The organism is Myxococcus sp. CA040A, from assembly GCF_013336725.1.
GTDB lineage: Bacteria > Myxococcota > Myxococcia > Myxococcales > Myxococcaceae > Myxococcus > Myxococcus llanfairpwllgwyngyllgogerychwyrndrobwllllantysiliogogogochensis.
Map to the genome: position 1 here is coordinate 1 of NZ_JABUMR010000012.1, position 26875 is coordinate 26875.

Genomic DNA, 26875 nt, shown 5'->3' on the forward strand with positions numbered 1-26875 from the left:
GCGGAGGCAGCAGCGGCGCCACACGCTGCCAGAAGGCGTCGGGAACGAGTTCGCGGACCATGCACTCAAGCTGGGGATGCCCTTCGTCGGTGGCCACCCCAGCCCTGACTTTTGTTAGGTCCTCTAAAGTGAACGGCATTGGGGCTAGCGGGACGAACAGGCCGCGCGGGCCGGTTCGAACGCCCGCGCGGGCCGCTCAGCCTCCCACCATCTTCAGGAAGCGCCGCTGCATCTCCTCCGGAGACATCTCTTCGATGCGCATGGAGAGCGACCAGCGGTGGCCGAACGGGTCCTGGATGTGGGCCACGCGGTCGCCGTAGAACTCGTCCTTGATGGGACGCTCCAGCACGGCTCCGGCGGCGATGGCCCGTTGGGCCATGGCGTCCACGTCGTCGACCGAGAGGTTGAGCAGGCTCGTCGCCCCTCCCCGACTCTGCGGCCCGACGATTCCGTACTCCGGATACTCATCCGCGATGGACAGCACCACTCCGCCCAGGAGCATCTCGGCATGGCCCAGGCGACCGGAGGGCTCCACCAGCCGCATCCGCTCCTCGGCGCCGAAGACCTGGGAATAGAACGTGAGCGCGGCGGTCGCGTTCTTCATCACGAGCTGGATGCCCAACCGAGGCTGCGGGGACACGTCCTTCTTCATGGCAACCGTGGTGTCTGGCTTCATCACGAACCTCCTGGTTCAAGGGTGGATATCCACAGTCTGCCCATCCGGCACGCGGGGGGATTGGAAGAAATGCACCCCGTGTGAGGAACCCATGATGGTTCCGTGATGCGGGAATCACGCCTCAGGGAGTCTGCTGACCCTGTCCGCCGCCGATCCACTGGCGGCTCGCCGGTCCCGACTCCGCGCTCCCCGAGGTCCACATGTCGTCTCTTCGAATGAGCCCGCGAGGCTTCGCCTGCCTCGCCGCGTTTCTCTGCATCGCGGCCGTGACGCCCGCGTGGGCGGACTCCCGCCCGGCCTTCCTCGCACCAGGGCTCTCCTTCGAAACCCTGGTCGGCGCCGTGACGATGGGCCCCGCGAGCGACCACCAGTTCGACGGAGCCGTGGCCTGGAATGGAACGCACCACCTGGTGGTGTGGACCGACTACCGGCACGGCGGCTCAAGCGGGCGCATCTACGCGGCCCGCGTGAGTCCGACGGGAGAGGTGCTGGACCCGGTGGGAGTCCTCATCAGCCCCATCGCGGACAAGAGCACCACCCCTCATGTGCTCTTCGAGGGGACGAACTTCTTCGTCGTCTGGCATGCGACGCGGCCGGGTGAAGCAGGTGACCTCATCCTGGGCGCACATGTCACGTCGGAGGGCCAACTGGTGGAGCCCGCACCCAGACGACTCGCCAGTGCAGCCCCGGGAAGCGTGTATGGGAAGCCCACCGTGGCGTTCTCGGGCAGCCAGTACCTGGTCACCTGGAGCGAATACGCCCCCGACCTGGGCCCCATGCTCCGAGGGACACGGCTCTCGTCCTCGGGCGCCGTGCTCGACATCATGGGCCTGGAGCTGGGTGAAGGCAGGGAGCCGACGGTCTCCTGGGGTGGCACCCACTTCCTCGTCGTCTCCACGCGCGGCAATCTCGTTCAGGGGACGCGTGTCTCGGTGGAGGGCACGAGCCTGGGGTCGTTCGTCATCAGTCCTCCCAATGCCATCTTCCCCGTCCTCCCGGTCGTCGCTTTCGACGGACAGAATCACCTCGTCGTCTGGGAGGACCAGATCACCCCGCTCGACTTCAATCGGGACATTCTTGGGGCACGGGTGAGCCCCGAGGGCCTCGTCCTGGGGACCTTCATCATCCACACGAACTTCGCGCATCAATCCATGGCCAGCGTGGCCTTCAATGGCACGCACTTCCTGGTCGCATGGCATGACATGCGATACGTCGACGGCGTGCGCTACGGCGGCATCCATGGCGCGCGCATCACGACCTCCGGGGGTGTGCTGGATCCCAACGGACGGGTGCTCGTAGCGAACCGCAGGAACTTCACTGCGTCTCCCAGTGGGATGGCGTCAACAGGAACTGAGTTCTTCATCACCTGGTATGGGGGGAAGGGCGAAGACAAGGAGGACATCCGTGCGACGCGGGTGAGCAACACGGGCACGGTGCTCGCCGAGAGCCTGTTGGTCAGCACGTCCACCAACCGCCAGGAGGAGCCCGCGGTGGCCTCGGATGGCACTCGCACCCTGCTGGTCTGGATGGAGCAGCGCCCGTTTCCCCAGGGGACGGACCTCTACGGCACCCTGCTGAGCGTGGAGGGCGTGGAGCTGACGCCGGGAGGTTTTGTCATCTCCCAGACGGCCGGCGATCAGGGTGAACCCGCCGTCGCCTTTGATGGGACGAACTACCTGGTCGTGTGGCGCGACACCCGAACGGGCATCGAGACACCCAGACTCCATGGCCGTCGCATCTCCGCGAGCGGAGTCCCCCTGCGACGTGAGTTCCCCATCCACGCCCATCGGTCCTTCCTCGACGCACCCCGACTCGCCTGTGGTGGGGGTGATTGCTTCGCCGTCTGGGATGAGCCGCCGGTGTCGTCTGGCTTCGGAGATATCGCCCGGGGAGCGCGCGTGAGCCCCACGGATGTCGTGCTCGATCCACTGGGCATCGACCTGGGCGGTGGGGACCCGGAGTCCTACCCGGCGGTCTCGTTCGACGGAACGAACTTCCTCGTCGTCTGGGAGGTCCGTCCCTCCAGCAGCGGCGTGCTCCGACGACTGGAGGCGGTCCGCGTGAGCAGGGCCGGCACCGTCCTCGCGCCGGGCCGCATCCTGGTTCGGCAGAGCGAGCTGACGCCCGAAAAGCCATCCATCGCCTTCGACGGGACGAACCACGTCATCGCGTGGACGGAGGGAGGAAACGTCCGCGCGCTCCGCGTGGACACAGAGGGAATGGTGGTGGACCCGGAGCCATGGCTGCTCTCGTCACCAGGGCAGGAGGTGCCATTCTGGGGGCAGGCCCAGGTGGCGTCGACCGGCACCTCCACACTCGTGTACTGGCTCTCGCCCGCGCCGGGCGACAGTACGGCGAACCTTTTGCTCGGCGCGAGGATCGACTCAGCGAGCGGGACGGTCGACACCCCCGTCGAGTTGGGCTCGCTGGCGCTCGAGTATCAACTCCCGAGCGCGACGTCCGTCGGGGCCAGCCGCTTCCTGCTCGCCTACCAGCGCTTCGTCGGACCGCCCTACGCCGCGCTCCGGGTCCACGCGCGCACGGTGGACTACGACGCCGCGCCCCTCGCAGTGGCTCCGGCACGAGGGCCGTCCGGAGGCTCCAACGCCAAGATGTGCATTCCGCACCCGTCAGCTCCCGAGGTTGCCATCGAATATCCGGCACAGGACGTGGCCGACGACGACCTTGTGAACATCGTCACCGATACGCCCCCTGCGGACATCCAGGGAGAGGAAGGCTATGTCTATGTGACGAGCGGCCTTGAGGATGAGCATGGGCGGCCGGGGATGTGGTTCCCGAAATCCGAGCAGATTGACCCCATGGCGTTTGATCGCTCGGAAGTGCTCACGGAAGACACCTCCGTCGAGCTCATTCTGGAGAGCCTGGCCGCTGACAAAGACACGCTGAAGTACTCGCTGGTGGAGCTGCCCCGCCACGGCCGGCTCTCGGGCACGACCCCCAACCTCGTCTATACGCCCCACCCCGACTTCCACGGCGAGGACCACCTCACGTTTCGCGTGAGTGATGGGGTGACCGAGTCGACCTCCGCCCAGGTGCTCCTCTCCGTCAAACCCGTCAACGACGCCCCCGTGGCCATTTCTCGCGAGGTCACCGTGTCCGCGGAGGGACCGGTTGAGCTGGAGCTGGAAGGCCGCGACGTGGACGGAGACATCATCACCTTCGAGTTGAGCGAAGGCCCGTCGCAGGGAGAACTCACGGGCACGTTGCCCCATGTCGTGTACCGGCCCAGGGCGGGCGCATCGCGCGAGGACTCCTTCACGTTCGCGGTCAGCGATGAGGAGCACACCACCTTCGCGACGGTGACGCTGCACATCACGCCCGTGAATCATGCCCCCATCGCGAGCAACGCGCGGCTCACGATGAAGGCTGGCGAGCGACGCGCGGTGGTACTCGATGCCCGGGATGCGGACCAGGACGCACTGACCTACTCGGTGAGCGCGCGCCCCGCTTCAGGCGAGCTGTCCGGCGAGGCTCCCTCGATGACGTACGAGGCGGCGCCTGACTTCGAGGGAGAGGTGTCACTCGTCTTCACCGTCACCGACGCCGCGGGACTGGCTTCGACAGGGACGATGCGCATCCAGGTGGAGAAGTCCGCGGCTTATTCCATCGACTCCGAGCCCCGACTGGGGGCTCTCGGCTGCGGCGCCGCTCCAGGCTCCGTGACGCCGTTGCTCCTGGCGCTCGTCGCCCTGTGCCTGCTTGCACGGCGGCAACCGCGCGTCCGCTGCTCGAAGGTCATCGTGAGCCGTCCCTCGCAGAGCATGCGAGCCTGAGCACGCCCTGCTCCAGGTCTGGGGCAATCCTTCCCGCCCATCCCTATTTCATTACCAATCACCTGGACATCCCCAGGAATGGCACACGAGGACGGCAGTATGACGACGGGAACCGTGAAGTGGTTCAACGATGCCAAGGGTTTTGGCTTCATCACCCCGGATGACGGAGGCGAGGACGTGTTCGCACATCACTCCGCCATCAACGCGGACGGCTTCAGGTCTCTCCAGGAGAACCAGCGGGTCGAGTTCGAGGTGACGAGGGGGCCCAAGGGAATGAACGCGCAGAACATCCGGCCGATTTAGGGAGGACGTACCTCAACGGAGGAAGCCGATCCATGGCCGGGGGAACAGTCCTGCCCTCGGCTGCTCGCAGGCCGTCCTCCCGCGCTCGAAGGTGGCTTCCCGGCCACCGCTCAGCGCGCGGCGCTCTTGATGACAGGCAGCTTGGGCGCCCGGCCGTAGAGGAGCTGGTAGGTGTTGTACGAGCGCAGCACGCGCTTGATGTAGCCGCGCGTCTCGGAGATGGGGATCTCCTCCACCCACGCATCCAGCGGCAGGTCCGGCTTGTCCGAGCGCCAGCGGTTCACCGCGCCCGGGCCGGCGTTGTAGCTGCCCACCGCGTACGGCGTGTGTCCGCCGAACTTCTTGAGCAGTCCGCCCAGGTAGTGCGCCCCCATGCGGATGTTGAGGTCAGGCTGGAGCAACTGCTCCACCGTGAAGCGCTTGAGCTTCAGCTCCCTCGCCACGCCCTTCGCGGTGGACGGCATGAGCTGGGTGAGGCCCAGCGCTCCGGCCCAGGACAGTGCCTTCGGATCCAACGCGCTCTCCTCGCGCATCAGCGCCTGGAGCAGATCCGCCTCCACGCCCGACACGGCCGTGTGCTTCTCGATGAGCTCGCGGAACGCGTTGGGATACGCGACTTCCCACACCACGCGCGTCTCGCGGGTGATGCGGCCGCTCAAGTCCTTGCGCAGCGCCAGCCGGGCCACCGCGTGCGCGGCGCGCTCGTCACCGGCCTCGTGCAGCACCAGCACCAGCAGGCGGATGGCCTCCGCGGGCTGGTTCGTCCGGCTCACCGCGAGCAGCTCCGATGACACGGCCTCCGGGAACCCGAGCCGCAGCAGCTCGATGCCCGCGCGGAAGTGCGGGTCCTCGCCCACCGGCCCCGCGAACAACGGCCACGGACTGGCCGCGTCGGGCACCGCGAAGATGTCCGGGGAGATGCGCTCCAGCCGCGCCGGGTCCACCGTGGACAACTGCGAGCGCGCCATCAGCCCGTAGTAGGTCGCGGGGTGCTCCACCGCGATCTTCTCGAACAGCTCCGCCGCGCCCTGGATGTTGCCCTGGTCCTGGAACGTGCGCGCCCGCCAGTACCGCGCGCGCTCCACGTCGTAGCTCTCGTCCGCCTGCGCGAAGCGCTGCTCGATGCGGTCCAGGAAGGACAGGCCCGCGTCCTCCACCTTGCTGGTGCGTGCGATCCAATACGCCTTGAACAGCGCCTCGCCCAGGAAGTCCCCCTGCGGATACAGCCGCGCCAGCTCGTCCAGCCGAGCCATCGCCTCCTTGGGGCGGTCCGTCTTCACGTACAGGTCCGCCGCGTAGAACAACGCGTCGTCCGCGAAGCTGTGGTCCGGGAACTCGCGCGCCAGTCGCTCGTACGTGTCCGTCCCGCGCGCCGAGTCGACAATCGAGCGCGACGAGCCCAGCACATACAGCGCCCGCGCCAGCAGGTCCCGGTCCTCACACTTCTCCACCACCTGCGACAGAATCTGGATGGCGCGCGTGTGCTGGCGCTCCTTGCGCATGCCCTTGCCGTAGGCGAAGTGCGCACGGCACGCGAGCGGCTCCGGCAGCTTCAACTGCGCCAGCATGGGCTCCAGTTGTGTCAGGCCCTGCTTGTTGCGGTGCAGCTCCACCAGCGCTTCACCGCGAGCGACCTTGGCCTCCACCGGCGACGCCTGTCCCTTGAGGCGCTTCTCCGCCTGCATCGCCAGCGCGGACAGCGGATGCGCGCCCCACAGGCGCCACAGCGCGGCGCGCTCGGCGGCGCGGTCCTTCTTCTCCGCCGCGATGTCGGCGATGGCCATCAGCGCCTCGGCGCCCACGTTGCGCCCCCAGCTGGGCGCGGCACGCGACGTGAGCGGCTCCAGCGCGGCCATGGCCCCCGCCGCGTCCTTCTTCTTGCGCAGCACCCGCGACAGCGCCAGCCGGGCGTCCACGTACAGCCGGGACTCTGGTGACACCTGGGCCAGCAGCACGGCGGCCTCGTCGAAGCGGCGCAGTCCCTCCAGCGCCACGCCCGCGTGCGTGAGGCACCGGTCTTGGAGCGCGGGGTAGTCCGGCGCCAGCGCGGCCAGCTCCTTCGCGGCGGTCTCCTCGTCTCCAGAGCGCAGCGCGGCCAGCGCGCGCAGGTAGCGCACCGGAGGCGTGGTGCCCTCGTCCTTCAGCAGCTCGCGGGCTCGGCTGTACTGGCCCTTGTCGAAGGCCGCCCGGGCCTCCTGCTTCTTGCCCTCGCCGAAGTACGGCGCCAGGTCCTCCAGGGCATAGCGGCGGCCCCGGTGGACGACGGGCGCGGGGGGCGCGGCGTTGGGGAAGGCCGGGTTGAGGACCTCCACGAAGCCCTCGGGCAGCTGCGTCTTCTCCGCGTCCGGACGCGGAGAGAGCTGGGCCTCGGAAGGGGCGTTCTCCGTATGGGACGAGGGGGCCTCCGTCACGGTGGGGCTCGACGCCTGGGGGGCGGGAGCCGGCGCGGCCTCCGTCTCGGCGGGGGTGGAGACCTGGGGTGCGGGAGCCTGCGCGGACAAGAGGAGCGCGGAGGCGACGACGGCGAGCTTGGGCAGGAAGGGCTTCATACGCGGGGCTGGGGACCCTGGGAGGTGGGCGCGGGCTCGCCCCATGACAACCGGGAGTGCATGGAAAATTTCCGGAGGTGGACACAGGTTAGACTGTCCGCACGCCCATGGACATCCGGACTCAGAGCGCTCTGCTGGCATCCATCATCGGCCTGGCCCTGGGCGTGTCCATGTTGTTGCGCCCGGCCCGGCCGAAGGTCCTCACCCTGTACTCCGTCTTCGCCCTGACGGTGGCCGGGTACTACCTCTCGTTCTTCTTCCACAGCCTCTTTCCCGCGGCGACCTACCCCTGGGCGGCACGCATCACCCTGGGCATCACCGTGCTCGTCGCCTCGCTCGTTCCAGGCGCGGCCGTGGGGTTCTTCCTCGAGTTCTTGGATGTCAGCAAGGGAACACACCAGGTCGGCCGCCGGCTCGCCCTCCTGTCGGTCTTCCTGGGCCTGGCGGTGGCCGTCACCCCCCTGGCCGACAAGGTGTGGGCTCGCGTGGCCATGGGCGTCTGGGTGCTCGGCTCCCTGCTCGCTTCGGTGTCGTTGCTGCTCCACCGGGTCCGGACCAACGAGTCCCGCATCGAGCAACTGAGGCTGATGTACCTCGCCATCGGCGCGGCCGCGGGCATCCTGTTCTCGGCACTCGACTTCCTGGGCACCGTCATTCCGCTGCCGACGCTCGGGCCCGTCTTCACCACGCTGTACCTGTTCTTCCTCGCGCAGACGCTGTTGCGACTGCGGCTGATGGACCTGCATGAGCTGTTGGGGAAGATCGCCTCGCAGACGGTGCTGGCGGTCATCCTCGCGGCCGTCTTCACCGTGCTGACGGCGTGGGTGGACGAGGACACGGGGCTGTTCGTCTTCAACACGGTGGTGGCGGCGTTCGTCATCCTCATCCTGTTGGACCCGCTGCGCACGAAGGTGGAGGAGATGGTGGTGCGCATCTTCTTCCGCGAGCGCTTCGCGTTGCTGGACGCGCTGGGGATGTTGCGGGCGCGGATGGCGAACGTCATCGACATCTCCGAGCTGGCGCGACTGGTGCTCGACACGCTCCACGAGACGGGCCGCGTGACGCACGCGTCGGTGTATCTGCTCGCGGAGGACCGGCCGGGGTATCGGCTGTTGGATTCGCGGGGGCCGTTGCCGGTGTCGTTCCTGGATACGGCGGCGGCGCGCGGCCTGTTGTTCGCGGTGGCCAGCGGGCAGAAGGCGGTACTGCTGGAGAACGTGGAGCGGCGTGGCGCGACGATGCGACTCCAGTCGGTGGAGGGACGGCGCTACCGCGACGAGCTCAAGCGGCTGAACGACACGCGCGCGGCGCTGGTGCAGATGAAGGCTGGCATCAGCGTGCCGATGGTGGGCAATGACCGGGTCATCGGCTTCCTGAATCTCTGGGACGAGCGGGTGCCGGAGGCGTACGCGTCCGATGAGATTGCCCTCATCCTGGAGGTGGCGGAGAAGCTGGCGACGGTGCTGGAGAACTCGAAGCTGTACGAGAAGATTCGAGAGAGAGATCGACTGGCGGCGCTGGGAGAGATGGCGGCCGGCCTCGCCCACGAGATTCGCAATCCGCTGGGGGCCATCAAGGGCGCGGCGCAGTGTCTGGACCCCATGCGGCTGCCGGGTGAAGACGGCGAGTTCCTGGAGGTCATCGTCGAGGAGGTCAACCGGCTCAACGGCGTGGTGACGGCGTTCCTCGACTACGCGCGGCCGATGAAGCAGAGCTTCGGGCCCACGGACTTGAACGAAGTCGTGACGCGGACGATGCGCCTCATCCAGAACGACGTGCCGGCGAACGTCCAGCTCGCGGTGGAGTTGGACTTGCTCCTGCCCCGAGCGGATGGAGACGCCGAGCAGCTCAAGCAGGTGCTCATCAACCTGGTGCAGAACGCAGTGCAGGCGCTGGACACGCGCGAGGGTCGAATCACCGTGCGCACGGAGAAGCCGGAGCGCTTCGGCGAGTTCCGCAACGCGGGGGGCGAGGTGCTGGAGGTGCGCGTGTCCGACAACGGCCCGGGCATTCCATCTGACCAGCAACCGCACATCTTCGTGCCCTTCTTCACGACGAAGCAGAAGGGCACGGGGCTGGGGCTCGCCATCTGCCAGCGCATCGTGAAGAACCACGGCGGCAGCATTTCGGTGCAGAGCAAGGCGAGCGAAGGCACCACGTTCATCATCCGGCTGCCCGCATTGCCGGCGGAGAAGCCCGCGGAGGGGCTCGTCGCGGAGGGCACGGGCACCCCGCCGCCCGCGACGCGCATCTCCCAGTCGTTCCCCATGCCGGAGGAGCTGCGAGAGCCCCCTGCCCCGTCGACCCCGGAGCCCCGGCCCAAGCGCGAGCGGCGGCGCCGAGCAAGCTGAGTGGGATTGGCGCTAGGCTGTCTGGCCATGAGCGCCTGCCCCTTCTGCCACGAGACGATGCGGCCCACCTTCCTGGGAGGCTTGCCCCGCGAGGAGTGTGGCCACTGCGGCTCCGTCTGGTTCGAGGGCGAGGCGCTGACGAAGGTGATGGGAGGCTCGGTGTCGGACGCGCTGGTGCGCCGCGCGAAGGGACACCCGGGCGTGTGCAAGGGCTGTCAGGCGAAGGTCCAGTACGTCCCCGAATGTCCGAGCTGTGGAACACCCGCGCCCAGCTGTCCCCGGTGCGGGCATGCGCCGCTGCCCGTGGTTCAGGTTCTGGGCGTCACGGTGGAAGTGTGCTCGGACTGCGCGGGCGTGGCATTGGACCCGGGCGAGCTGCAACAGCTCCAGCAAGCGGCGGCGCAGTATCGCGACTCACCGCTGGACGTGCGGCCCACGCTCAAGCTGGGGCGAGCGACTGCGTGCGCGGAGTGCAAGCGCGAGGTGAAGCCACGCTACGGCTTCGTCTGGGAAGAAGCCCTGTACTGCGGAAGCTGCGCGCCCGAGGGCTCCGCGCCCTTCACGGAGGAGCTGACGAAGGCGGAGCCCTCCTCCGAGATGAGCACCCCGCTTTTGTCCGGCTACACCGGGAACATGGCCGCGGGTTACACGGGGGACACCACCGGCCCCGCGCTGCTGTGGCTGTTCAGGCGCGTCTTCGGGGAGTGAGCCGAGACGAGCCGGAGGCCCGCGCTCACAGGAGAGCGGCCCCGTGCGCGCCTGGCGGAGGACCGCGCCTCAGTTCAAGGTCGCGGTCGCCTGCGCCAGCTTCTCCTGCGTGGCTTCCCACCGCGCATAGAGGTCTTCCAGCGTGTCCTTGCCCTCGCGGTGCGCGTCCATGAGCGGCTTGGCACGAGCGAAGTCGTTGTAGAGGACGGGGTCGGCGAGCTGCGCCTCGCGCTCCTTCTGCGCGGCCTCCACCTTGGCGATCTGCTCCTCCAGCTTGGAGATCTCCTTCTTGAGCGGACCCTCCACCACGCTGCGCCGCTGACGCGCCTCGGCCTCCTGCCGCTTGCGCTCCTTCTCCGTCATCGCCACGGAGGACGCAGTGTCGCCCCGGGCCGCGCTCGCGCCACCCGCCGCGGCCTCCGCCTTCAGTCGCTGCTGCTCCTGGTGGTACAGGTAGTCGTCCAGGTTGCCCGGGTGTGGCGTCAGCTTCCCGTCCGCCACCTCCCAGACCTGGGTGCACAACCCGTTGATGAAGCTGCGGCTGTGGCTGACGAACAGCAGCGTGCCGCCGTACAGCTTCAGCGCTTCAATCAGCATCTCCGCCGAGTCCAGGTCCAGGTGGTTGGTGGGCTCGTCCATCAGCAGGAAGTTGGAGGGCACCAGCAGCAGCTTGGCCAGCGCCACGCGAGCCCGCTCACCACCGCTGAGCACGCCAATGGGCTTCTCCACGTCATCGCCGCTGAAGAGGAAGGCGCCGAGCACGCCGCGCACGTAGCTCTCCGGCTTGTCCGCCGCGAGCGGGCGCACTTCCTCGATGATGGTGTTCTGTCGGTCCAGCTTGTCCGCGTGGTGCTGCGCGTAATAGCCCACCACCACGTTGTGCCCGATGGTCACCGTGCCCGAGTCCGGCACCAGCTCCCCCGCCACCATCCGCAGAAGAGTCGTCTTGCCCGCGCCGTTGGCCCCCACCACGGCGATGCGCTGGCCGCGCTCCACCCGGCCCGAAAGGCCGTCGTACACGGTCTGCGCGCCATAGCGCTTGGTGATGCCCTCCAGCGTCACCACGTCGCGTCCGCTCCGGTCCACTTCCGGGAAGCGGAACTTCATCGTCGAGCGCTCCTCCAGGACCTGGACCTTCTCCAGCTTCTCCAACATCTTCGCGCGGCTCTGCGCCTGCTTGGCCTTGGTGGCCTTCGCGCCGAAGCGGTCGATGAAGCCCTGCAGCTCCGCGCGCCGGTTCTCCACCTTCTCCGCCCGGGCCTGGAGCAGCACCTTCTCCTCGGCGCGCAGGCGCTTGTAGTCGTCGTAGTTGCCGGCGTACTCGCGCACGCCTTCGAGCTCCAGCGACACCACGCGGTTGATCTGCCGGTTGAGGAAGTCCCGGTCGTGGGAGATGAGCACCAGCGCCTTGCTGGAGCGGCGCAGGAAGCCGTCGAACCACGCGAGCGTGGGGACATCCAGGTGGTTGGTCGGCTCGTCGAGGAGCAACAGGTCAGGGTCCTGGAGCAGCAGTCCCGCCAGCGCCGCGCGCATCCGCCAGCCACCCGAGAGCGCCGAGGTGGGCTTGGCCAGGTCGTTGTCCTTGAAGCCCAGGCCCTTGAGGATGCGCTCGGCGTGGTGCCGGCCGAAGCGGTTCTCGAAGTCGTCCAGCTCCGCGTGCAGGTCCGCCAGGGACTGGGCCAGCTCCAGCTGGTCCTCCTCGTCCGTGGCCGCCGAGAGCGACTCCTCGGTCTCCTTGAGGCGGGTCTCCAGGGTGTCGCGCCCCGGAACGGTACTCATCACCGCCTCCACCACCGTGCCCTCCGGCAGCCCGGCGATTTCCTGGGGCAGATACCCCCAGCGGGCCCGGCGACGGTAGGTCAGGGACCCTGAATCCGGCTGGGCGACCCCCGCCAGGATTTTCATCAGGGTGCTCTTCCCCGTCCCGTTGGCCCCGACGAGGCCTACACGGTCCTTGGGGCCGAGGGTGAAGCTGTCGCTGTCGAAGAGGACCTTCTTTCCATAGGAGAGGCTGAGGTCCTGGGCGATGACGAGGCTCATGGCGGCCGGGGATGTAACAGCCCTGGGCTCCTCGGGAAATGGCTCAGATGCCTGTCTGGAGGCCGTGGGGGCCAACGTCCCCTTTCCGGACCTGCCCGGGGCCTGCCTATACTCCGGCCCCACATGGCTGCCCCCTGTCCCCATTGCGGAAGCACCGACGGCGTCGACCACCTCTGCTCAGGCCAGAGCCTCCAGCTCATCGGCCAGGTGCTCGATGGCCGCTACAAGATTGAGAGCGTGCTCGGCCAGGGCGGCATGGGCATGGTGTTCCGCGCCACGCAGACCTCGGTGCAGCGCCCCGTTGCGGTGAAGACGCTCAACCCGTCGCTCGCCGCCGCGCCCCAGTTCTTCGAGCGCTTCCGACGAGAGGCGGAGATCGCCAGCCGCCTGCGCCACCCCAACGTCATCACCATCTTCGACTTCGGCCGCGCGCCCGACGGCACCTGCTACTACGTGATGGAGCTGCTCCAGGGCGAAAGCCTCAAGGAAGTGGTGAAGCGCGAGGGGCCCATGTCCCTGCGCCGCGCCACCAGCCTCATCGAGCAGGCCACGCAGGGCCTCGCCCACGCGCACCAGGAAGGTTGCGTCCACCGCGACCTGAAGCCGCACAACATCATGGTGCAGGACCTGGGCGGGCGGGACTTCGTCAAGGTGCTGGACTTCGGTCTGGTCAAGGCGCTCGAAGCCGAGGAGGAGGAGCAGCTCACCTCCACCGGCCAGGTGCTGGGCACGCCGCAGTACATGCCGCCAGAGCAGGCCGGTGGCGAGGCCGTGGACCAGCGCTCCGACCTGTACTCCATGGCGGGCGTGCTCTACTTCTGCCTCACGGGCAGCTCGCCGTTCGGCGCGAACACCGTGCGCAAGGCGCTCACCGCGTCACTCACGCAGCAGGTGCCCGCGGTCAACTCCAAGCGCCAGGGCGCCCCGGTCCCCGCCGCGCTGGATGCCTTCTTCCGCAAGGCCCTGTCCCCTGAGAAGGAGGACCGCTACCAGAGCGCGCAGGAGCTCATCGACGCGATGATGGACTCGGTGGCGGACGTCAGCGCCGAGCAGTTCGACGCGATGCCCAGCGGCGGCTCCAGCTCCGGCGTCAACGAGCGAGGGAGCGGCAGCCGGGCCAGCGGCAGTCGCGCGGGACGTCCGGGTGCCGGCAGCGGCAGTGGCGTGCGCTCCTCGCGCGTCGGCGCGTCACCGGGTCGTGGTTCCACGCCTTCCAACGTCGTCATCGCGCGCAGCCAGGCGGGAGCGCCGGGCGGAAGTGGCTCGTCACCCAGCCGCGTCCGTCCGCCCCCGGGCCGGGCCGCGGCCACCCCGCCGCCTCCCCCTCCCGAGCCGGAGGGCATGTCCACGGGCAAGAAGGTCGCGTTCGTCGCGGTGCCGTTGGTGCTGCTCGGCATCGGCGCGGCGGTGGTGCTGGGCGGAGGCCAGGGTGGCTCCAAGCAGCCAGCGACCCAGGTCGTCGAGGTCCCTCGGGACAGGCCGACGAGTCCCTCGGGGGCCACGACTCCGGTCGATGCCACACCGCAGGCGCTTCGGGTGAAGTTCAACTCGACGCCGTCCGGGGCCGCCATCTACGAGGGCGAGGAGCAGATCGGCACCACGCCCATCGAGCTCATGCTGCCGCGAGAAAAGTCCCACCAACTGAGCTTCCGCCTCGCGAACCACAAGTCCGAGGAGCGCTCGCTCAACTTCAGCCGTGTCGCCGGAGACAGCCAGACGGTGGACGTGACGCTCGAGCCCATTCGCGCCGCGACGCCCCCCAAGCCGAAGCCGCCTCGGCCCGCCAACACCGGGCAGGATATCAACGTCTTCGAGTAGCACCGGCCGGCTCCCGTGCGCACCGGGAGCCGTCATGCTGCGGGGCTCGCGTCCCAGGCACGGGATTGCTGCCCGGGAGCGCGGTGCCCGCCATTCGGCGGACTCAGACGAGTCGGCCCAGCTTCGGGAGCACCTCACCGCTCTTGCCCTGAACGGAGTGCTCGAAGCGACGGGAGTTCTCCGCGGGGTCCAGGTTGACGAGCCACGTCTCCCCGCCCGCACCGCGCACCTGATCGACCATGCCCGCGGCGGGGTAGACGGCGCCGGAGGTGCCCGCGGCCAGGAAGACGAAGCGCCCGCCGGAGCTGGCGGCGCGCAGCGAGAAGTCCTGGATGCGCTCCAGGTCCGCGGGGTCCAGGTACTCGCCGAACCAGACGATGTGGGGCCGCAGCAGGCTGCCGCAGTCCTTGCACCCGGGCACCGTGCCCGCCGCGTACACGGTGGTGTCCTCGAAGGGTGCGCGCTTGCACTCGTCGTTGCTACAGCGCGTCTTGAAGAGGTTGCCGTGCATCTCCACCACGCGCTGGCTGCCCGCACGTGAGTGCAGCCCATCTACGTTCTGCGTGGCCAGGAGGAAGCGGTCGCCCAGGTGACGCTCCCAGGAAACCAGCGCGTCATGGCCGGGGTTGGGCGAGACGCCCGCGGCCCCTGCTCGCCGCTGGGAGTAGAAGCGCCACACCCGCAGCGGATCCTTCGCGAAGCCCTCGGGCGAGGCCACCTGCTCCACGGGCTGGTCCTCCCAGAGCCCGTTCATTCCTCGGAAGGTCGGGACTCCGCTCTCGGCGGAGACGCCCGCGCCGGTGAGGACGAGCAGCCAGGTATTCGAATCGAGAAGGAGCGTTTCCACGGTGCCTCCTGTGCGGCGTGGGATTCAGGATATGAAGCGTGGGACGACGATGACCGCGCCGGGCCCTGACGGGCGGGTGCGGAGACCTGGCTCGAGGACCCCATCATGGCGGAAATCACCCTGGACCTGCGCGCGGCTCCCAAGGCGCAGGCCTACGAGGAACTGCAGCAGCACGTTCAAGCAGCGCTCGCCGGCATCGACGACCCCATCGCGGGCATGGCGACGATGAGCTGCCTGATTCACCACGCCTTTGGCCACCTATGGACGGGCTTCTACCGGGTGGTGACGCCGGGGAAGCTGCTCCGGGTGGGCCCCTACCAGGGCACGCTGGGGTGCCTCGAAATCAAGTTCGGCCAGGGCGTCTGCGGCGCCGCCGCGGCGAAGGGCGAGACGCAGGTGGTGGCGGACGTGCACGCCTTCCCGGGGCACATCGCCTGCGACGCGCGCTCCGCGTCGGAAATCGTGGTGCCGGTGTACGGGAAGAATCGCGAGCTGCTCGCGGTGCTGGACATCGACTCCGCGAGCAAGTCCACCTTCGACGAGGTGGACCGCCAGCAGCTCGAGACGATGATGCGCTGGTTCCAGCAGTAGCCGCGCCGCGCATCCATCGAAGGCCCCCGAGGGCGCGGCGGGAAGACAGCGCCCGCGCCCCAGGGAGCAGGTTCAGTCGCCGCGTGCGTAGGCCACGGCGAGCTGACCGGCGAAGCGGGCGTTGTTCACGAGGAGCGCGAGGTTGGCCTTGAGCGTCTTGCCGCCCGTGCGCTGGCCCAGCTCGCGCAGCAGGAAGGGCGTCACGTCCTTGCCCCGGATGCCCTGGCGCTCGGCTTCGGCGAGCGCGGAGGCGATCTGCAGCTCGACCTCATGGCGAGGCAGCGCGGTCTCCTCCGGCGGCGGCACGGTGTAGAGCACCCCACCCTGCCCCAGCGTCTCGAAGCGGGCGCGAGCGATGCGTGCGGCGGTGGCCACGTCATTCACGCTGTGCTCCAGCGTGATGCCGGAGTCACGGCTGTGGAAGGACGGCAGCTCGCGGGTGCCCACGCCGATGACGGGCACGCCCGCGGTCTCCAGGAGCTCCATCGTCTTGGGAAGGTCGAGCACGGACTTCGCGCCCGCGCACACCACTGCCACGGGGAAGCGGGCCAGCGCGGCGATGTCCTGGGAGATGTCCCAGTGCTCCGAGGCGCCCCGGTGGACGCCGCCGATGCCCCCCGTGGAGAAGACACGGATGCCGGCCGCGGCGGCCAGCTCACACGTGGCGCTGACGGTGGTGCCACCGGAGGCGCGGGTGGCCACGGCGATGGCCAGGTCGCGCGAGCCGAGCTTCAGCAGGGGCTCCTTGCCCTCCGCGAGTCGGCGCAGGGCCGCGTCCTCCAGGCCGATGCACACCACGCCGTCCACCACGGCGGTGGCGGCGGGCACGGCACCGGCGCGACGAATGGCTTCCTCGCAGGCTCGGGCGGCGGCGAGGTTGTCCGGATAGGGAAGTCCCTGGGCCACCACACTCGTCTCCAGGGCGACGACGGGCTGCCGCGAGTCGAGGGCGCGACGCACCTCGTCCGAAAAGCGTAGGTCCATGGCGCGCGTTTAAGCCACGGCGCGGCATGGGGACAAGCCGAGCGGCGGGGAAACGTCGGCTTGCACGAAAGGACGCTGGGTCTTATTCCCTCGCGCGACGTGTCCACATCCGCCGCCAGTGTCCCTGCTGCGCCGCCCCGCGCCTTCTCGGCCTCCGACCTGGCCATCCTTGGTGTCGTCGTTGTCTGGGGCACCAACTACACGGTGGTGAAGGAGGCCCTGGGGGTGATTCCTCCCCTGGCCTTCATGTCGGTGCGTTTCGCGGTGGCCTCGGTGGCCATGGCGGTGTTGCTGCTCGCGGTGGAGGGGTGGAAGCCGCTGCCGTGGCGGGTGCTCTTCAAGCTCGGGATGCTCGGCCTGGTGGGCAACACGGCGTACCAGCTGAGCTTCATCCTGGGGCTGGCGAACACGACGGCGGCCAACAGCGGGATGCTGGTGGCGGTGACGCCCGTGCTGGTGGCGGCCCTGGGCGCGGCGCTGGGAGTCGAGCGGCTCAACCGTCCGCTGGTGATGGGCATGTCGCTGGCGGTGATGGGAATGCTGCTGGTGGTGGCGGCACGTGGCCCGTCGCTGGGCACGGACACCCGGCTGGGAGACGGGCTCATCCTGGTGGCCTGCGTCTGCTGGGCCATCTACACCGTGGGCATTCGCTCGCTGGGCAACGAGGTGTCGGCGCTGCGCATCACCGCCATCACCATGCTGGCGGGGGCTCCGGGAGTGGTGCTGGCGGGAGCGCCTGCGGTGCTCGCGCTGGACGTGGGGAGCATCGGCTTCAGTGCGTGGGCGGGCGTGGTGTATTCGGCGCTGATTCCGCTGGTGCTCAGCTACTTCATCTGGGGGCGCACGGTACAGCAGGTGGGCAGCGCACGCGCGTCGCTCTACAACACGGGGGTGCCCATCGTGGCCGCGCTCACCGCGTGGGGCGTTCGTGGAGAGAGGCCCACGCTGCTCCAGGGATTGGGCGCGGCGCTCATCATCGGCGGCGTGGTGCTCAGTCGCGGGAAGTGACACGGGTGAGCGGCTAGCGCCCGTCTTCCCCCCGTCGTCCCCGCTCCACCGCGAGGCCGTACTCCTCGATCTTCTTGTCCAGCGTGGGGCGGCTGATGCCCAGCAACGCGGCGGCCCGGACCTTCTTGCCGCCGGCTTCTCGCAGAGCCTCGGCGATGGCGTCGCGCTCCAGCCGTCCCACGCGAGACTGGAGCGTCTGGGAGTCGCTGGCCGGGCCGCCCTGCTGGACCTCTGGAGGAAGCTGCAGCGCCCCCACCCTTCCCCCGGCGTAGAGCAACCCCAACCGCTCCCCCACCAACTCCAGCTCCCGTACGTTGTGGGGCCATGGGTAGTCCGCCAGCAGGCGCCGGGCATCCGCGCCCAGCACTGGAGGCTCCCGCCGCACCCGGCGCGCGGCGCGCGCGAGGAAGCCCTCGAACAACACCAGCACGTCCGCCCGGCGCTCGCGCAAGGGAGGCACCTCCAGCTCGAAGCCCATCAAACTCCGAGCGAGCGACGCGTCCACCTCACCGTGGGTTCCCAGCAGTGTCACGGGAACCGACGCGGTGACGAGCAACCGCACGTCCACGGGCTCCTCGCCGCCCTGCCGCGCTGGCGCCACCCTTCGAGCCAACAGTCGAGCCAGCCGCTCAGCGGCGCTCCGGGGCAGCGCCTCGACGTGCTGGAGCAGCAGCGAGCCCCGGTCCGCGCGAAGCAACGCGGACGCCACGGGAGGCTGTCCAGGCGCGCTGGCGCGGCCGAAGAGGGCCTCCTCGACGACTTCCGTGGGCTGACGGCAGTCCACCACCACCAGCGGCTCCAACGCCCGGGGCGAGCGAGCGTGGACGACCCGTCCCAACATCGTCTTGCCCGTCCCGGACTCGCCATGGAGCACCACGGGCGCGGCGCTGTTCGCCGCCCGCCGAGCACCGTCCATCAGCGCGCGCAGCGGCCTGGACGTCCCGATGAGCACGGGCGCGGGCGACTCCGCCTCCATCCGTGAGCGCACCGCCGTATAGGCCTCGCCCCCCAGCCGCCCGAGCGCCGCGAGCAGTTGCCCCTCGCCACCGGTGAACGAGGAGTCCGAGCGCGTCGCATAGAGCACGCCGAAGGGCATCCCTCCGGAGGCCACGAGCGGCGCGCACATCTCCGTCTCCGACTGGACCAGCTCCTTGCGCTCCAGCGCCACCTGCGCCAGCGAGCGAGGCACGGACATGGACTCCGCGCCCGACACCGCCGCGGTCAGCAGCCCTGTGTTGCTTCCCAGCAGCGCCGCGGCCCGGTCGGCGCTGAGGGCTCGACCGACTTCATCCGCCAGTCGCCGCAACACCATGGCCTCGCTGGTGGCCCCCAGCAGCGCCGTGCCCGCCGAGTACAGCGCCGCGGCGGCGCCCACGTGAGGCAGCACCTCTTCAATCGGGACGTGGCCAGGTGACGTCGGCCCGCCCTCCACGAGCGTCACCGGGGGCGGCTCGAAGACGGCCACCGTCAAACCCACCCGGACGCGGTCTCCGGGATGCAGCACCACCTCGCCGCTGATGCGCGCGCCGTTCAGCAGCGTCCCGTTGCGAGAGCCCAGGTCCGTCAGTCGGACCTCTCCCTCGTGGACGGTCAGCTGGGCGTGCTTGCGGGAGACCTGGTCATCGCGCAGGGGGATTTCGCAGGACGGGCTGCGGCCAATGGCCATGTCCGAGAGCACCTCGAAGCGGCGCCCCGCGGACGGGCCAGTGAGCAGCAGGAGTGCGGGCATGGGGCGCGGAGCCTAGCGTCCCGGAGGACGCGGGCAAGCGCCGCCGTGTCGCCCTACATCGGCCTTTCGGCGTTCAACAGGGTCCGGATCTCCCCTTCATCCAGGGCCCGGCCCTCGCGGCTGAGCGCCAGGGCGTTGACCTGGGTCTCTTCGACCTCGACGTGAGCGCCCTTGCGCCACTCGGTGGTGTGCACCGCGCCATCCACGAGCTTGCCGACGAGGGTGCCGTCGTCCCGGGCCATGAGTTCCAGCCAGAGGTTCTCCACCACCGTGTTTCCATCCGGGTGGGTGTCGAAGGGGGCTCGGACGAGGAAGGTGAGCGGCTCCATCAGCCCCCGGCGCTGGAAGCGCGCGAGGAAGGAGGGCAAGAGCGCCTGGGCCTCACGGCGCATGGACTCCGTCTGCTCCTCGGGCTCCTGGGTGAAGCGCTCCCGGTACGGCGCCAGGAGCTGGGACGTGTTGTGGCGCCCCAGGGGGGACACCACCGTGAGGAAGAGGCCCTCATGCCCCTCGAAGGTCTCCAGCGGCACGCCCAGCAGGTTGGCGCGCGCCTCCTCGGAGGGCACCACCATGAACGCCTGCCCCTCGCTGGTGCCCACCTGGGAGCGCAGCGCGGGCCCCTGACCGAAGGCCAGGTCCGTGCACAGCTCGTGCAGGAAGCTCTCCGCGGGCAGCAGGTCCTGCTCCGCGAGGTGGAAGATCTCCAAATCCCGGGCGCCGAACTTCTCCATGCCGTGCGAGTGCACCCACAGCGGCGTGTCGCCCTCCGTCACCTCCACCGCGTGCAGGTGGACGTGGTCCCGGATGTCGAAGTCCAGCTCGGTGATCTCCACCACGTCCTCGGGCTCGTGCAGCTTGAAGGCCGCCAGGTCCACGAGCACCCCGGGCACATGCTCCAGCAGGGTGCGCACGGCCCACAGCGCCTCGAACACGGGCAGCGTGGGCTGCGCCCCACCCGGCTCCAGCGACAGGTGGTAGTAGGCCTTCGCCTTGCTCAGGCGCGTGAAGGCCTCTGGACTGCCGCTGTACGCGGCCTTGTTGAACTTGGGCAGGCCCTCGGGGCCCACCGTCAGCCGGACATGCACCTCCGAGCTGTCCGCCCGGAGCACGAAGCCCTGGCCGTCCTCGTCTGGCGTGAACTCCACCTCGTCCGTCGCGAACGAGGCTCGCAGGGCATCCAGCGGTGCGGGCCCTTCTTGCTCGGTCGCCAGGAGGTAGACCTCCATCACAGGTGCTTCTCGATTTGCTGAAAGAGGTCCACGCGGTCCACCAGGTCGGTCAGGTAGTCGAGCTTGTCGGTGGCCAGCACCAGGACTGGAGACAACCGGTAGGCACCGAACCATTCCTCATACAGGGCATTGAGGCGCTGGAGGTAGCGGGTGGGGATGTCCTTCTCCATGGAGCGGCCGCGCAGGGCGATACGCTCCTTCAGCGTCTGCACGGGGCAGCGCAGGTAGATCATCAGGTCGGGCGGACGCAGCGACTCGGAGATGGTCTCGTAGAGCTCGCAGTACGTCTTCCAGTCCCGCTTGTCGATGAGCCGCTGGCGGTGGAGGTTCTTGGCGAAGATCTCCGCGTCCTCGTAGAGGGTGCGGTCCTGCAGCACGGTACCGGGCGTGCGCTCCAACTCCCGGTGGAGGCGGAACTTATGCGTCAGGAAGAAGAGCTGTGAGCGGAAGGCCCACGTCTTCATGTCCTTGTAGAAGTCCGCGAGGTAGGGGTTTTGGTCATTGGGCTCGAAGGACGGGGTCAACCCGTACTTCCGGCAGAGGAACGACGTGAGCTCCGTCTTCCCGGCGCCGATGTTGCCCGCGATGGCGATAAACTTTTTCCTGGCCACGCCACCCCTGCTTGTAACCCCGCCAAGCTGCGCGCACCAGCAACAAGGTAAGGAAGGCTCGTGGTAGAAGAAGTGCATGCCCCCGAGCCGTCCCTCTCGCCGCGCCCCTGGGCGCCGCCACCTCCCGGGGTGCGGCCGCCTGTCCGGCCGTCCGGGACAGGACATCTGGCCTCGGGGCTGCCCTCGGGCCGCGACTTCCGTCGGCCCGACGAACCGGCCCCGAGGAGGGGGCTGAGGGATGCGTAAGCTCTTCTGTGTCGTGACGGCGGGCGTGTGGACCCCCATCAGCTTCGTCCTGGCCATCCTGGCGATGGTGTTGACGTTGAGGCCGGCCAACTCCGTCTGGGTGGCTCGCAGGATCTGGTCCCCGGTGTTGCTCTGGGCGGGTGGCGCGAAGCTGGAGGTCCTGGGTCAGGAGAACGTGGACCCGCAGCGGGCCACCATCTACGTGGCCAACCACCAGTCCACCATCGACATCCCGGCGCACTTCATGGCCGTGCCCGTGCCGTTCCGTTACGTGGCGAAGGACCAGCTCAAGTGGGTGCCGTTCATCGGCTGGTATCTCGCGCTCGCCGGTCACGTCTTCGTCAACCGGAGCAACCGCTCCAAGGCCATCGCCTCTCTGGACGCGGCGGCGGCGAAGATTCGCGGCGGGACGAGCATCTTCCTGTACCCCGAGGGCACTCGCTCCCCGGACGGCCACATCCTGCCCTTCAAGAAGGGCCCCTTCGCGCTCGCGCTCAAGGCCCGCGTCCCCATCTGCCCCGTCACCATCGAGGGCTCCGGCAGCCTGATGCCCAAGGACAGCTGGAACATCACTCCCGGCCCCATCCGCGTGAAGATTGGCAAGCCCATCGACACCACGGGCTTCGCGGAGAATGACCGGGAGGGCCTCGCCCGCGCCGTGCGAGAGGTCATCATCGCCGACAGCCTCGCGCTGGGCGGCAAGGGTGGCGACCCCGAGGACTCCGTCGCCGCCGCGGGCCTCGAAGGCATCAGCGCCGCCCGCGCCACCTCCACTCCCTGAGACGTTCTCCCGTGCCGACGACTCCCGCCTTCCGCTTTCGCCCCTGGGCCCGCGCCGCCGTACTGGGCCTGGGTCTGCTCGCCGCCGGCTGCGGCCACACCACCTCGGCCACGACGGGCGCTCCCCGGCCCACCGACGAGCGCTCCCGGGCGCGGGCGTACCTGGAGGAGAACCAGCCGCAGAAGGCGCTCGGACTCCTGAAGGACCTGCACGCGAAGGCCCCCGAGGACCTGGACGTGGCCCGCACCCTCACGGAGGCCCAGGTGAAGGCGGGCCGCACCGACGCGTGGATCGAGGAACTCCAGGCGCGCATCGCCACGAGCGAGCGGGCGGTGGACCAGTACATGCTCGGGCTGGCCCTGTTCTCCCGGGCGAAGGACGCCGGCGCGCCGGCAGTCACCGCCTTCGAGCGAGCCATCACCCTCTCGCCGGACACGGCCGAGTACCATCACCGCCTGGGTGTCGCCCGCCTGGAGTCCGAACAGTACGCCGCCGCCGTGGAGCCCCTGCGTCGCGCGGCGGCGTTGGCCCCCGAGCGCACCGCCTGGCGCCTGCCCCTGGCCAAGGCGCTGCACCGCACGGGAGACCCGGCGGGCGCGGTGGAGGCCCTGGGCGTGGTGGTCCGAGGCCGGCCCGCCCCGTCCGACGTGGCCACGGCGCGCGCGCTGATGGAGCAGATCAGCGACCCCTTCGGTGGCATCCCCAAGGCAGCCGAGGCCAAGCTCGAAGAGGGCCTGCGCTACCTGAACGACCTGGATGCCCCCCAGCACGCCATCCTCGCCTTCGAGGAGGTGCTGCACGACTACCCGGACCTGGCGGTGCTGCACTCGCTGCTGGGCCTCGCCTATCAGCGCCTGGACGACGCGGGCCGCGCGGTGGACGAGTTCAAGCAGGCCATCGAAAGCGCTCCTCGCGACGGGAAGAACCACCTCTACCTCGGGGAGCTTTACGCCTCCCGTCAGCGTCCGGACGCGGCCCGTGCGTCGTTCGAGAAGGCCGTCGCGCTGCATCCGCTGCTGGACGCGGCCTGGTTCCGGTTGGGTGACCTGCATCTCGATCGCAGGGACCTGGCGGCGGCCCGCGAGGCCTTCATCGTGGCGGTGTCCCTGTCGCCCGACTCCATCCCCGCACGGGGAAAGCTCGCGCTCGTGTACCAGCTCGACGGCGACTACCCCGCAGCGGAACGAGAGCTGCGCTACGTGGTCGAAAAGGACCCGGAGAATGTGGAGTTCTCGCTGCGGCTGGGGCTGCTCTTCACCGAACAATCGATGAAGTCCACGCGTCCGCAGGTGAGGAAGACGGCGGCCGAGGAGGCCGAGCGCTGGCTCTCCAAGGTGCTGGAGGCGCAGCCGGAGAACGCCATCGCCTCGCGTGCGCTGCAATCCCTCAAGGGCCAGTAGCCACCAACGGGTCGTGCCCTCTACACTTCGCGCTCGATGAGTGATGGCCGCAAGTCCCCGCGCACGGCAACCAATCCCGGCACGCAGCCCCGGACGCCGAGCAGTCCAGGCATGCCTCGCACGCCGACGGATCCAGGCACCCTGCGGGTGATGTCCGCCGCGCGCACCGCGCCGCTCCAGAAGGGCAAGCAGGACGGCGCCCTCGGACAGCGGCTCGCGGGCGAGGCGTCCAATCAGGCCCTCAATGCGCTCTCCATCCTGAAGGAGTTCGCGGGCGACTTCCGTCAGCGGGATCGCTTCTTCAAGTACAAGGCGTCCATCGTCGCCGGGTGGCTGGCGTTGACGGTGGCGAGCTTCGCCATCGCCTGCCCCGGCAGCTCCGTTCAGACAGGGGACATGGACGCGCGGCTGGTGCTCAGCGACAAGTTGGACCGGCCCTCCATCACCATCTGGAACGAGAGCAAGGAGGCGTGGAAGGACGTCACCCTCATCGTCAACGGCCAGTACCGCGCCGCCGTGCCTTCGGTGGGCGCTGGTGAGTTCATCACCATCACCCCCAAGCAGCTCATGGGCACCAGCGGCGCCGCCCCCGCGGACCTGCGCTTCAACACGCTGGAGATGCGCAGCAGCGACGACAGCGCGAACCTCACCGAGGACCTGCTCAACGAGTGGAAGCGCCTGCTCGGACCGAAGTAGCTCCGTGAAGCCCCGCAAACACGAAGGGCGCCCTTCCCCACGGGAAGAGCGCCCTCTGCGTTTCCACCAGCCCCTCCTCACGAAGGGGCATGGAGACGGGCCTTACTCGGCCTTGGTCTCTTCGGCGGGAGCGTCGGCGGCGGGCGTGGCCTTCTTCTCGGGCCGGTCCACCAGCTCCAGCAGCGCCATCTCCGCGGCATCACCCCGGCGGAAGCCGAGGCGGATGATGCGGGTGTAGCCGCCGGGACGCGTGGCGTAGCGGTCCTTGTACTCGCTGAAGACCTTCTGCAGCACGTCGCGGTCCTTCACCGTCCGAGCCGCCAGACGCACGTTGGAGAGCCCACCACGCTTACCCAGCGTGATGATGCGCTCCGCCAGCTTCCGGGCCTCCTTGGCCTTGGGAACCGTGGTGCGGATGGCCTGGTGCTCGAGCAGCGAGGTGACCATGTTGTTGAGCATCGCGAGCCGGTGGCTCGTGGTGCGGTGCAGCTTTCGTTGTCCGACCTTGTGACGCATCGTCGTGCTCCGGGTCCCCGCGTGGGGGCCACCACTCCGGCCGTATCAGGTACCGGGTGGGAAGGGCGAACCCGACACGAGGCTCGCCACTGCTGGTTGGGCCTGGTCAACCGCACCAGTCCCCTTCCCTCCGCGCCGCGTGCTGCCATGTCGCGGGCACGGAGGAAAGTACCACGAAGACTCTACGCCTTCGGCGCCGCCGGGGCCGGAGCCTGCTTCGGGGGCCAGTTCTCGAGCTTCATGCCGAGCGACAGGCCCATCTCCGCGAGGATCTCCTTGATCTCCTTCAGCGACTTGCGGCCGAAGTTCTTCGTCTTGAGCATCTCGGCCTCGGTGCGCTGCACCAGGTCGCCGATGGTCTTGATGTTCGCCTGCTGCAGGCAGTTGGCGGAACGCACCGACAGCTCCAGCTCATCCACCGAGCGGAACAGGTTCTCGTTCAGCTTCGCCTCTTCCTTCGGCGCCTCGGCGATGACCGGCTCCTCCGTCTCGTCGAAGTTCACGAAGACGGTGAGCTGCTCCTTGATGATCTTCGCCGCGTACGCCACCGCGTCCTGAGGGGACACCGAGCCGTCCGTCCAGACCTCGAGCGACAGCTTGTCGAAGTCGGTGACCTGACCGACGCGCGCGTTGGTGACCTGGTAGTTCACCTTGCGGGTGGGCGAGAACAGCGAGTCGATGGGGATGGTGCCGATGGGCGCGCCGATCACCTTGTTCGAGTTGGCCGGCACGTAGCCACGGCCGCGGCGGCACGTCAGCTCCATGCGGAGCTTGCCACCCTCGGAGATGGTGCAGATGTGGTGACCCGGGTTGAGGATCTCCACGTCGGCGTCGGTGATGAGGTCGCCCGCCTTCACTTCCTTGGGCCCTTCCGCCTCGATGCGCAGCGTCTTCGGCTCGTTCGTGTGCATCCGAAGGAGGACTTCCTTCAGGTTCAGCACGACGTCCGTGACGTCCTCGGACACCTCGGGGATGGTGGTGAACTCGTGGTCCACGCCCTCGATCTTCACCGAGGTGATGGCCGCGCCCTGCAGCGACGACAGGAGCACCCGGCGCAGCGAGTTGCCCAGGGTGGTACCGAAACCACGCTCCAGCGGCTCCGCGATGAACTTCCCGTAGGTGGGCGTCAGGCTGTCCTGGTCCACCTCCATGCGGCGCGGCTTGATGAGGTCACGCCAGTTCTTCGCAATGTACGTATCAGCCATGGTGTACGACTCCTCGAGACGTGCGCCACCACCGACTTACCCACCGGAAGGGCGGGAGGATGGCCACGTAGGGGACTGCGATAAAGCACGACGCCCCGGCCTCGTCGGCCAGGGCGTTGAGTACGTCGTCCAGGCCCGAATTGGCCTGGCGCGGCGATTACTTGGAGTAGAGCTCCACGATGAGCTGCTCCTGGATGGGCATGGTCAGGTCCTCGCGGTTGGGGACCGTGCGAACCGTGCCCTTGAACGACTTCTTGTCCAGGTCGATCCACTGCGGAACGCCACGGCGGTCCACCGTCTCCAGCGCCTCGGAGATACGGAGCACCTTGCGGCTCTTCTCCACGACCTCGACGGACGTGCCGGGCTTGATGGAGAACGAGGGGATGTTGACCTTGCGGCCGTTCACCTGGAAGTGGCCGTGGCGGACCAGCTGGCGCGCCTCGTTGCGGGTATCCGCGAAGCCCATGCGGAACACCACGTTGTCCAGGCGGAGCTCCAGCTGCTGCAGGAGGTTCTCACCCGTCTTGCCCTTGGCGGCGGACGCGCGGTGGTAGTAGCCGCGGAACTGGTTCTCCAGCAGGCCGTACATGCGCTTGACCTTCTGCTTCTCGCGCAGCTGCACGCCGTAACCAGAGAACTTCACGCGGCCCTGGCCGTGCTGGCCGGGGGGATACGGGCGGCGCTCGATGGCACACTTGTCCGTGTAGCAGCGGTCGCCCTTCAGGTACATCTTGAGGTTTTCGCGCCGGCAGATACGGCAAGCGCTCGCGGTGTAACGGGCCACAGACTTCTC

The 26875-nt window shown here is 68.9% G+C and carries 21 protein-coding genes; 10 read left to right on the forward strand and 11 right to left on the reverse strand.

Features of this window, described 5'->3' with window-relative positions:
- Positions 1-196: 196 nt before the first annotated feature.
- Positions 197-676, reverse strand: coding sequence for a VOC family protein (locus tag HUA75_RS39405; protein ID WP_254628015.1), 480 nt, complete (start codon positions 674-676; stop codon positions 197-199).
- Positions 677-876: 200 nt separating this feature from the next.
- Between HUA75_RS39405 and HUA75_RS39410 the strand changes: the two genes are divergently transcribed.
- Together HUA75_RS39410 and HUA75_RS39415 are read left to right on the forward strand one after the other, a co-directional pair.
- On the forward strand, positions 877-4470 hold the full coding sequence (locus HUA75_RS39410) for a tandem-95 repeat protein (RefSeq protein WP_174489399.1): 3594 nt from the start codon (positions 877-879) through the stop codon (positions 4468-4470).
- Between the two features lie 99 nt (positions 4471-4569).
- Entirely contained in the window at positions 4570-4773 is a 204-nt protein-coding gene (locus HUA75_RS39415; protein WP_141648572.1) for a cold-shock protein, read from the forward strand.
- Between the two features lie 110 nt (positions 4774-4883).
- Here the strand turns inward: HUA75_RS39415 and HUA75_RS39420 are convergent, their stop codons facing one another.
- Positions 4884-7322 carry a transglycosylase SLT domain-containing protein gene (locus tag HUA75_RS39420; protein WP_174489400.1) on the reverse strand — a complete coding sequence of 813 codons (2439 nt, stop codon included), beginning with the start codon at positions 7320-7322 and terminating at the stop codon, positions 4884-4886.
- Between the two features lie 107 nt (positions 7323-7429).
- Between HUA75_RS39420 and HUA75_RS39425 the strand changes: the two genes are divergently transcribed.
- Together HUA75_RS39425 and HUA75_RS39430 are read left to right on the forward strand one after the other, a co-directional pair.
- Positions 7430-9673: an ATP-binding protein gene (locus HUA75_RS39425; protein WP_174462020.1), complete on the forward strand. Its 2244-nt coding sequence runs from the start codon at positions 7430-7432 to the stop codon at positions 9671-9673.
- 27 nt (positions 9674-9700) lie between these two features.
- Entirely contained in the window at positions 9701-10381 is a 681-nt protein-coding gene (locus tag HUA75_RS39430) for a zf-TFIIB domain-containing protein (RefSeq protein ID WP_174489401.1), read from the forward strand.
- A 69-nt stretch (positions 10382-10450) separates the two neighbouring features.
- Here the strand turns inward: HUA75_RS39430 and abc-f are convergent, their stop codons facing one another.
- Positions 10451-12421, reverse strand: coding sequence for a ribosomal protection-like ABC-F family protein (gene abc-f / locus HUA75_RS39435; protein ID WP_141649203.1), 1971 nt, complete (start codon positions 12419-12421; stop codon positions 10451-10453).
- 255 nt (positions 12422-12676) lie between these two features.
- On the opposite strand from abc-f, the gene HUA75_RS39440 reads away from it, so the two are divergent.
- Positions 12677-14239: a protein kinase gene (locus tag HUA75_RS39440; RefSeq protein WP_254628018.1), complete on the forward strand. Its 1563-nt coding sequence runs from the start codon at positions 12677-12679 to the stop codon at positions 14237-14239.
- A 103-nt stretch (positions 14240-14342) separates the two neighbouring features.
- Here the strand turns inward: HUA75_RS39440 and HUA75_RS39445 are convergent, their stop codons facing one another.
- The gene (locus HUA75_RS39445) at positions 14343-15086 is read right to left on the reverse strand and encodes an NAD-dependent deacylase (protein ID WP_174459329.1); all 744 of its coding nucleotides are present in this window, start codon (positions 15084-15086) and stop codon (positions 14343-14345) included.
- A gap of 105 nt (positions 15087-15191) precedes the next feature.
- Here HUA75_RS39445 and HUA75_RS39450 point away from each other — a divergent pair, with 105 nt between their 5' ends.
- Positions 15192-15677, forward strand: a complete 486-nt coding sequence (locus HUA75_RS39450) for a GAF domain-containing protein (RefSeq protein WP_141649361.1) — start codon at positions 15192-15194, stop codon at positions 15675-15677.
- A gap of 72 nt (positions 15678-15749) precedes the next feature.
- On the opposite strand, the gene HUA75_RS39455 is transcribed toward HUA75_RS39450, so the two are convergent.
- Complete coding sequence (locus HUA75_RS39455; protein WP_141649362.1) at positions 15750-16661, reverse strand: pseudouridine-5'-phosphate glycosidase; 912 nt, start codon at positions 16659-16661, stop codon at positions 15750-15752.
- A 99-nt stretch (positions 16662-16760) separates the two neighbouring features.
- On the opposite strand from HUA75_RS39455, the gene HUA75_RS39460 reads away from it, so the two are divergent.
- Positions 16761-17669, forward strand: coding sequence for a DMT family transporter (locus tag HUA75_RS39460; RefSeq protein WP_174468749.1), 909 nt, complete (start codon positions 16761-16763; stop codon positions 17667-17669).
- 13 nt (positions 17670-17682) lie between these two features.
- Here HUA75_RS39460 and HUA75_RS39465 read toward each other — a convergent pair whose 3' ends face one another.
- From HUA75_RS39465 to HUA75_RS39475, 3 genes are read right to left on the reverse strand one after another with little or no spacing between them, the layout of a single operon-like run.
- Positions 17683-19398 carry an FHA domain-containing protein gene (locus HUA75_RS39465; protein ID WP_174489403.1) on the reverse strand — a complete coding sequence of 572 codons (1716 nt, stop codon included), beginning with the start codon at positions 19396-19398 and terminating at the stop codon, positions 17683-17685.
- 53 nt (positions 19399-19451) lie between these two features.
- Positions 19452-20624, reverse strand: coding sequence for a DUF2314 domain-containing protein (locus tag HUA75_RS39470; RefSeq protein ID WP_141644017.1), 1173 nt, complete (start codon positions 20622-20624; stop codon positions 19452-19454).
- Entirely contained in the window at positions 20624-21238 is a 615-nt protein-coding gene (locus tag HUA75_RS39475; RefSeq protein ID WP_174459327.1) for a deoxynucleoside kinase, read from the reverse strand. The genes HUA75_RS39470 and HUA75_RS39475 overlap by 1 nt, the downstream gene beginning before the upstream one ends.
- Positions 21239-21476: 238 nt before the next feature.
- Between HUA75_RS39475 and HUA75_RS39480 the strand changes: the two genes are divergently transcribed.
- The 3 genes from HUA75_RS39480 to HUA75_RS39490 all read left to right on the forward strand — a co-directional run bounded on the left by HUA75_RS39480 (position 21477) and on the right by HUA75_RS39490 (position 24361).
- On the forward strand, positions 21477-22265 hold the full coding sequence (locus tag HUA75_RS39480; RefSeq protein ID WP_174477769.1) for a 1-acyl-sn-glycerol-3-phosphate acyltransferase: 789 nt from the start codon (positions 21477-21479) through the stop codon (positions 22263-22265).
- An 11-nt stretch (positions 22266-22276) separates the two neighbouring features.
- The gene (locus HUA75_RS39485; protein WP_174489404.1) at positions 22277-23665 is read left to right on the forward strand and encodes a tetratricopeptide repeat protein; all 1389 of its coding nucleotides are present in this window, start codon (positions 22277-22279) and stop codon (positions 23663-23665) included.
- 111 nt (positions 23666-23776) lie between these two features.
- Complete coding sequence (locus tag HUA75_RS39490; protein ID WP_246137287.1) at positions 23777-24361, forward strand: hypothetical protein; 585 nt, start codon at positions 23777-23779, stop codon at positions 24359-24361.
- Positions 24362-24463: 102 nt separating this feature from the next.
- Here HUA75_RS39490 and rplQ read toward each other — a convergent pair whose 3' ends face one another.
- The 3 genes from rplQ to rpsD all read right to left on the reverse strand — a co-directional run bounded on the left by rplQ (position 24464) and on the right by rpsD (position 26866).
- On the reverse strand, positions 24464-24877 hold the full coding sequence (rplQ, locus tag HUA75_RS39495) for a 50S ribosomal protein L17 (protein WP_141644012.1): 414 nt from the start codon (positions 24875-24877) through the stop codon (positions 24464-24466).
- A 182-nt stretch (positions 24878-25059) separates the two neighbouring features.
- Positions 25060-26082: a DNA-directed RNA polymerase subunit alpha gene (locus HUA75_RS39500; protein WP_141644011.1), complete on the reverse strand. Its 1023-nt coding sequence runs from the start codon at positions 26080-26082 to the stop codon at positions 25060-25062.
- Positions 26083-26239: 157 nt separating this feature from the next.
- Complete coding sequence (gene rpsD / locus HUA75_RS39505; protein WP_141644010.1) at positions 26240-26866, reverse strand: 30S ribosomal protein S4; 627 nt, start codon at positions 26864-26866, stop codon at positions 26240-26242.
- Positions 26867-26875 lie beyond the last annotated feature (9 nt).

What these genes read in the sequence shown, in the direction of transcription:
- HUA75_RS39405 (WP_254628015.1), bottom strand. Translation starts at nt 676, where the DNA reads ATGAAGCCAGACACCACGGTTGCCATGAAGAAGGACGTGTCCCCGCAG.
- HUA75_RS39410 (WP_174489399.1), top strand. Translation starts at nt 877, where the DNA reads ATGTCGTCTCTTCGAATGAGCCCGCGAGGCTTCGCCTGCCTCGCCGCG.
- HUA75_RS39415 (WP_141648572.1), top strand. Translation starts at nt 4,570, where the DNA reads ATGACGACGGGAACCGTGAAGTGGTTCAACGATGCCAAGGGTTTTGGC.
- HUA75_RS39420 (WP_174489400.1), bottom strand. Translation starts at nt 7,322, where the DNA reads ATGAAGCCCTTCCTGCCCAAGCTCGCCGTCGTCGCCTCCGCGCTCCTC.
- HUA75_RS39425 (WP_174462020.1), top strand. Translation starts at nt 7,430, where the DNA reads ATGGACATCCGGACTCAGAGCGCTCTGCTGGCATCCATCATCGGCCTG.
- HUA75_RS39430 (WP_174489401.1), top strand. Translation starts at nt 9,701, where the DNA reads ATGAGCGCCTGCCCCTTCTGCCACGAGACGATGCGGCCCACCTTCCTG.
- abc-f (WP_141649203.1), bottom strand. Translation starts at nt 12,421, where the DNA reads ATGAGCCTCGTCATCGCCCAGGACCTCAGCCTCTCCTATGGAAAGAAG.
- HUA75_RS39440 (WP_254628018.1), top strand. Translation starts at nt 12,677, where the DNA reads ATGGGCATGGTGTTCCGCGCCACGCAGACCTCGGTGCAGCGCCCCGTT.
- HUA75_RS39450 (WP_141649361.1), top strand. Translation starts at nt 15,192, where the DNA reads ATGGCGGAAATCACCCTGGACCTGCGCGCGGCTCCCAAGGCGCAGGCC.
- HUA75_RS39455 (WP_141649362.1), bottom strand. Translation starts at nt 16,661, where the DNA reads ATGGACCTACGCTTTTCGGACGAGGTGCGTCGCGCCCTCGACTCGCGG.
- HUA75_RS39465 (WP_174489403.1), bottom strand. Translation starts at nt 19,398, where the DNA reads ATGCCCGCACTCCTGCTGCTCACTGGCCCGTCCGCGGGGCGCCGCTTC.
- HUA75_RS39470 (WP_141644017.1), bottom strand. Translation starts at nt 20,624, where the DNA reads ATGGAGGTCTACCTCCTGGCGACCGAGCAAGAAGGGCCCGCACCGCTG.
- HUA75_RS39480 (WP_174477769.1), top strand. Translation starts at nt 21,477, where the DNA reads ATGCGTAAGCTCTTCTGTGTCGTGACGGCGGGCGTGTGGACCCCCATC.
- HUA75_RS39490 (WP_246137287.1), top strand. Translation starts at nt 23,777, where the DNA reads ATGCCTCGCACGCCGACGGATCCAGGCACCCTGCGGGTGATGTCCGCC.
- rplQ (WP_141644012.1), bottom strand. Translation starts at nt 24,877, where the DNA reads ATGCGTCACAAGGTCGGACAACGAAAGCTGCACCGCACCACGAGCCAC.
- HUA75_RS39500 (WP_141644011.1), bottom strand. Translation starts at nt 26,082, where the DNA reads ATGGCTGATACGTACATTGCGAAGAACTGGCGTGACCTCATCAAGCCG.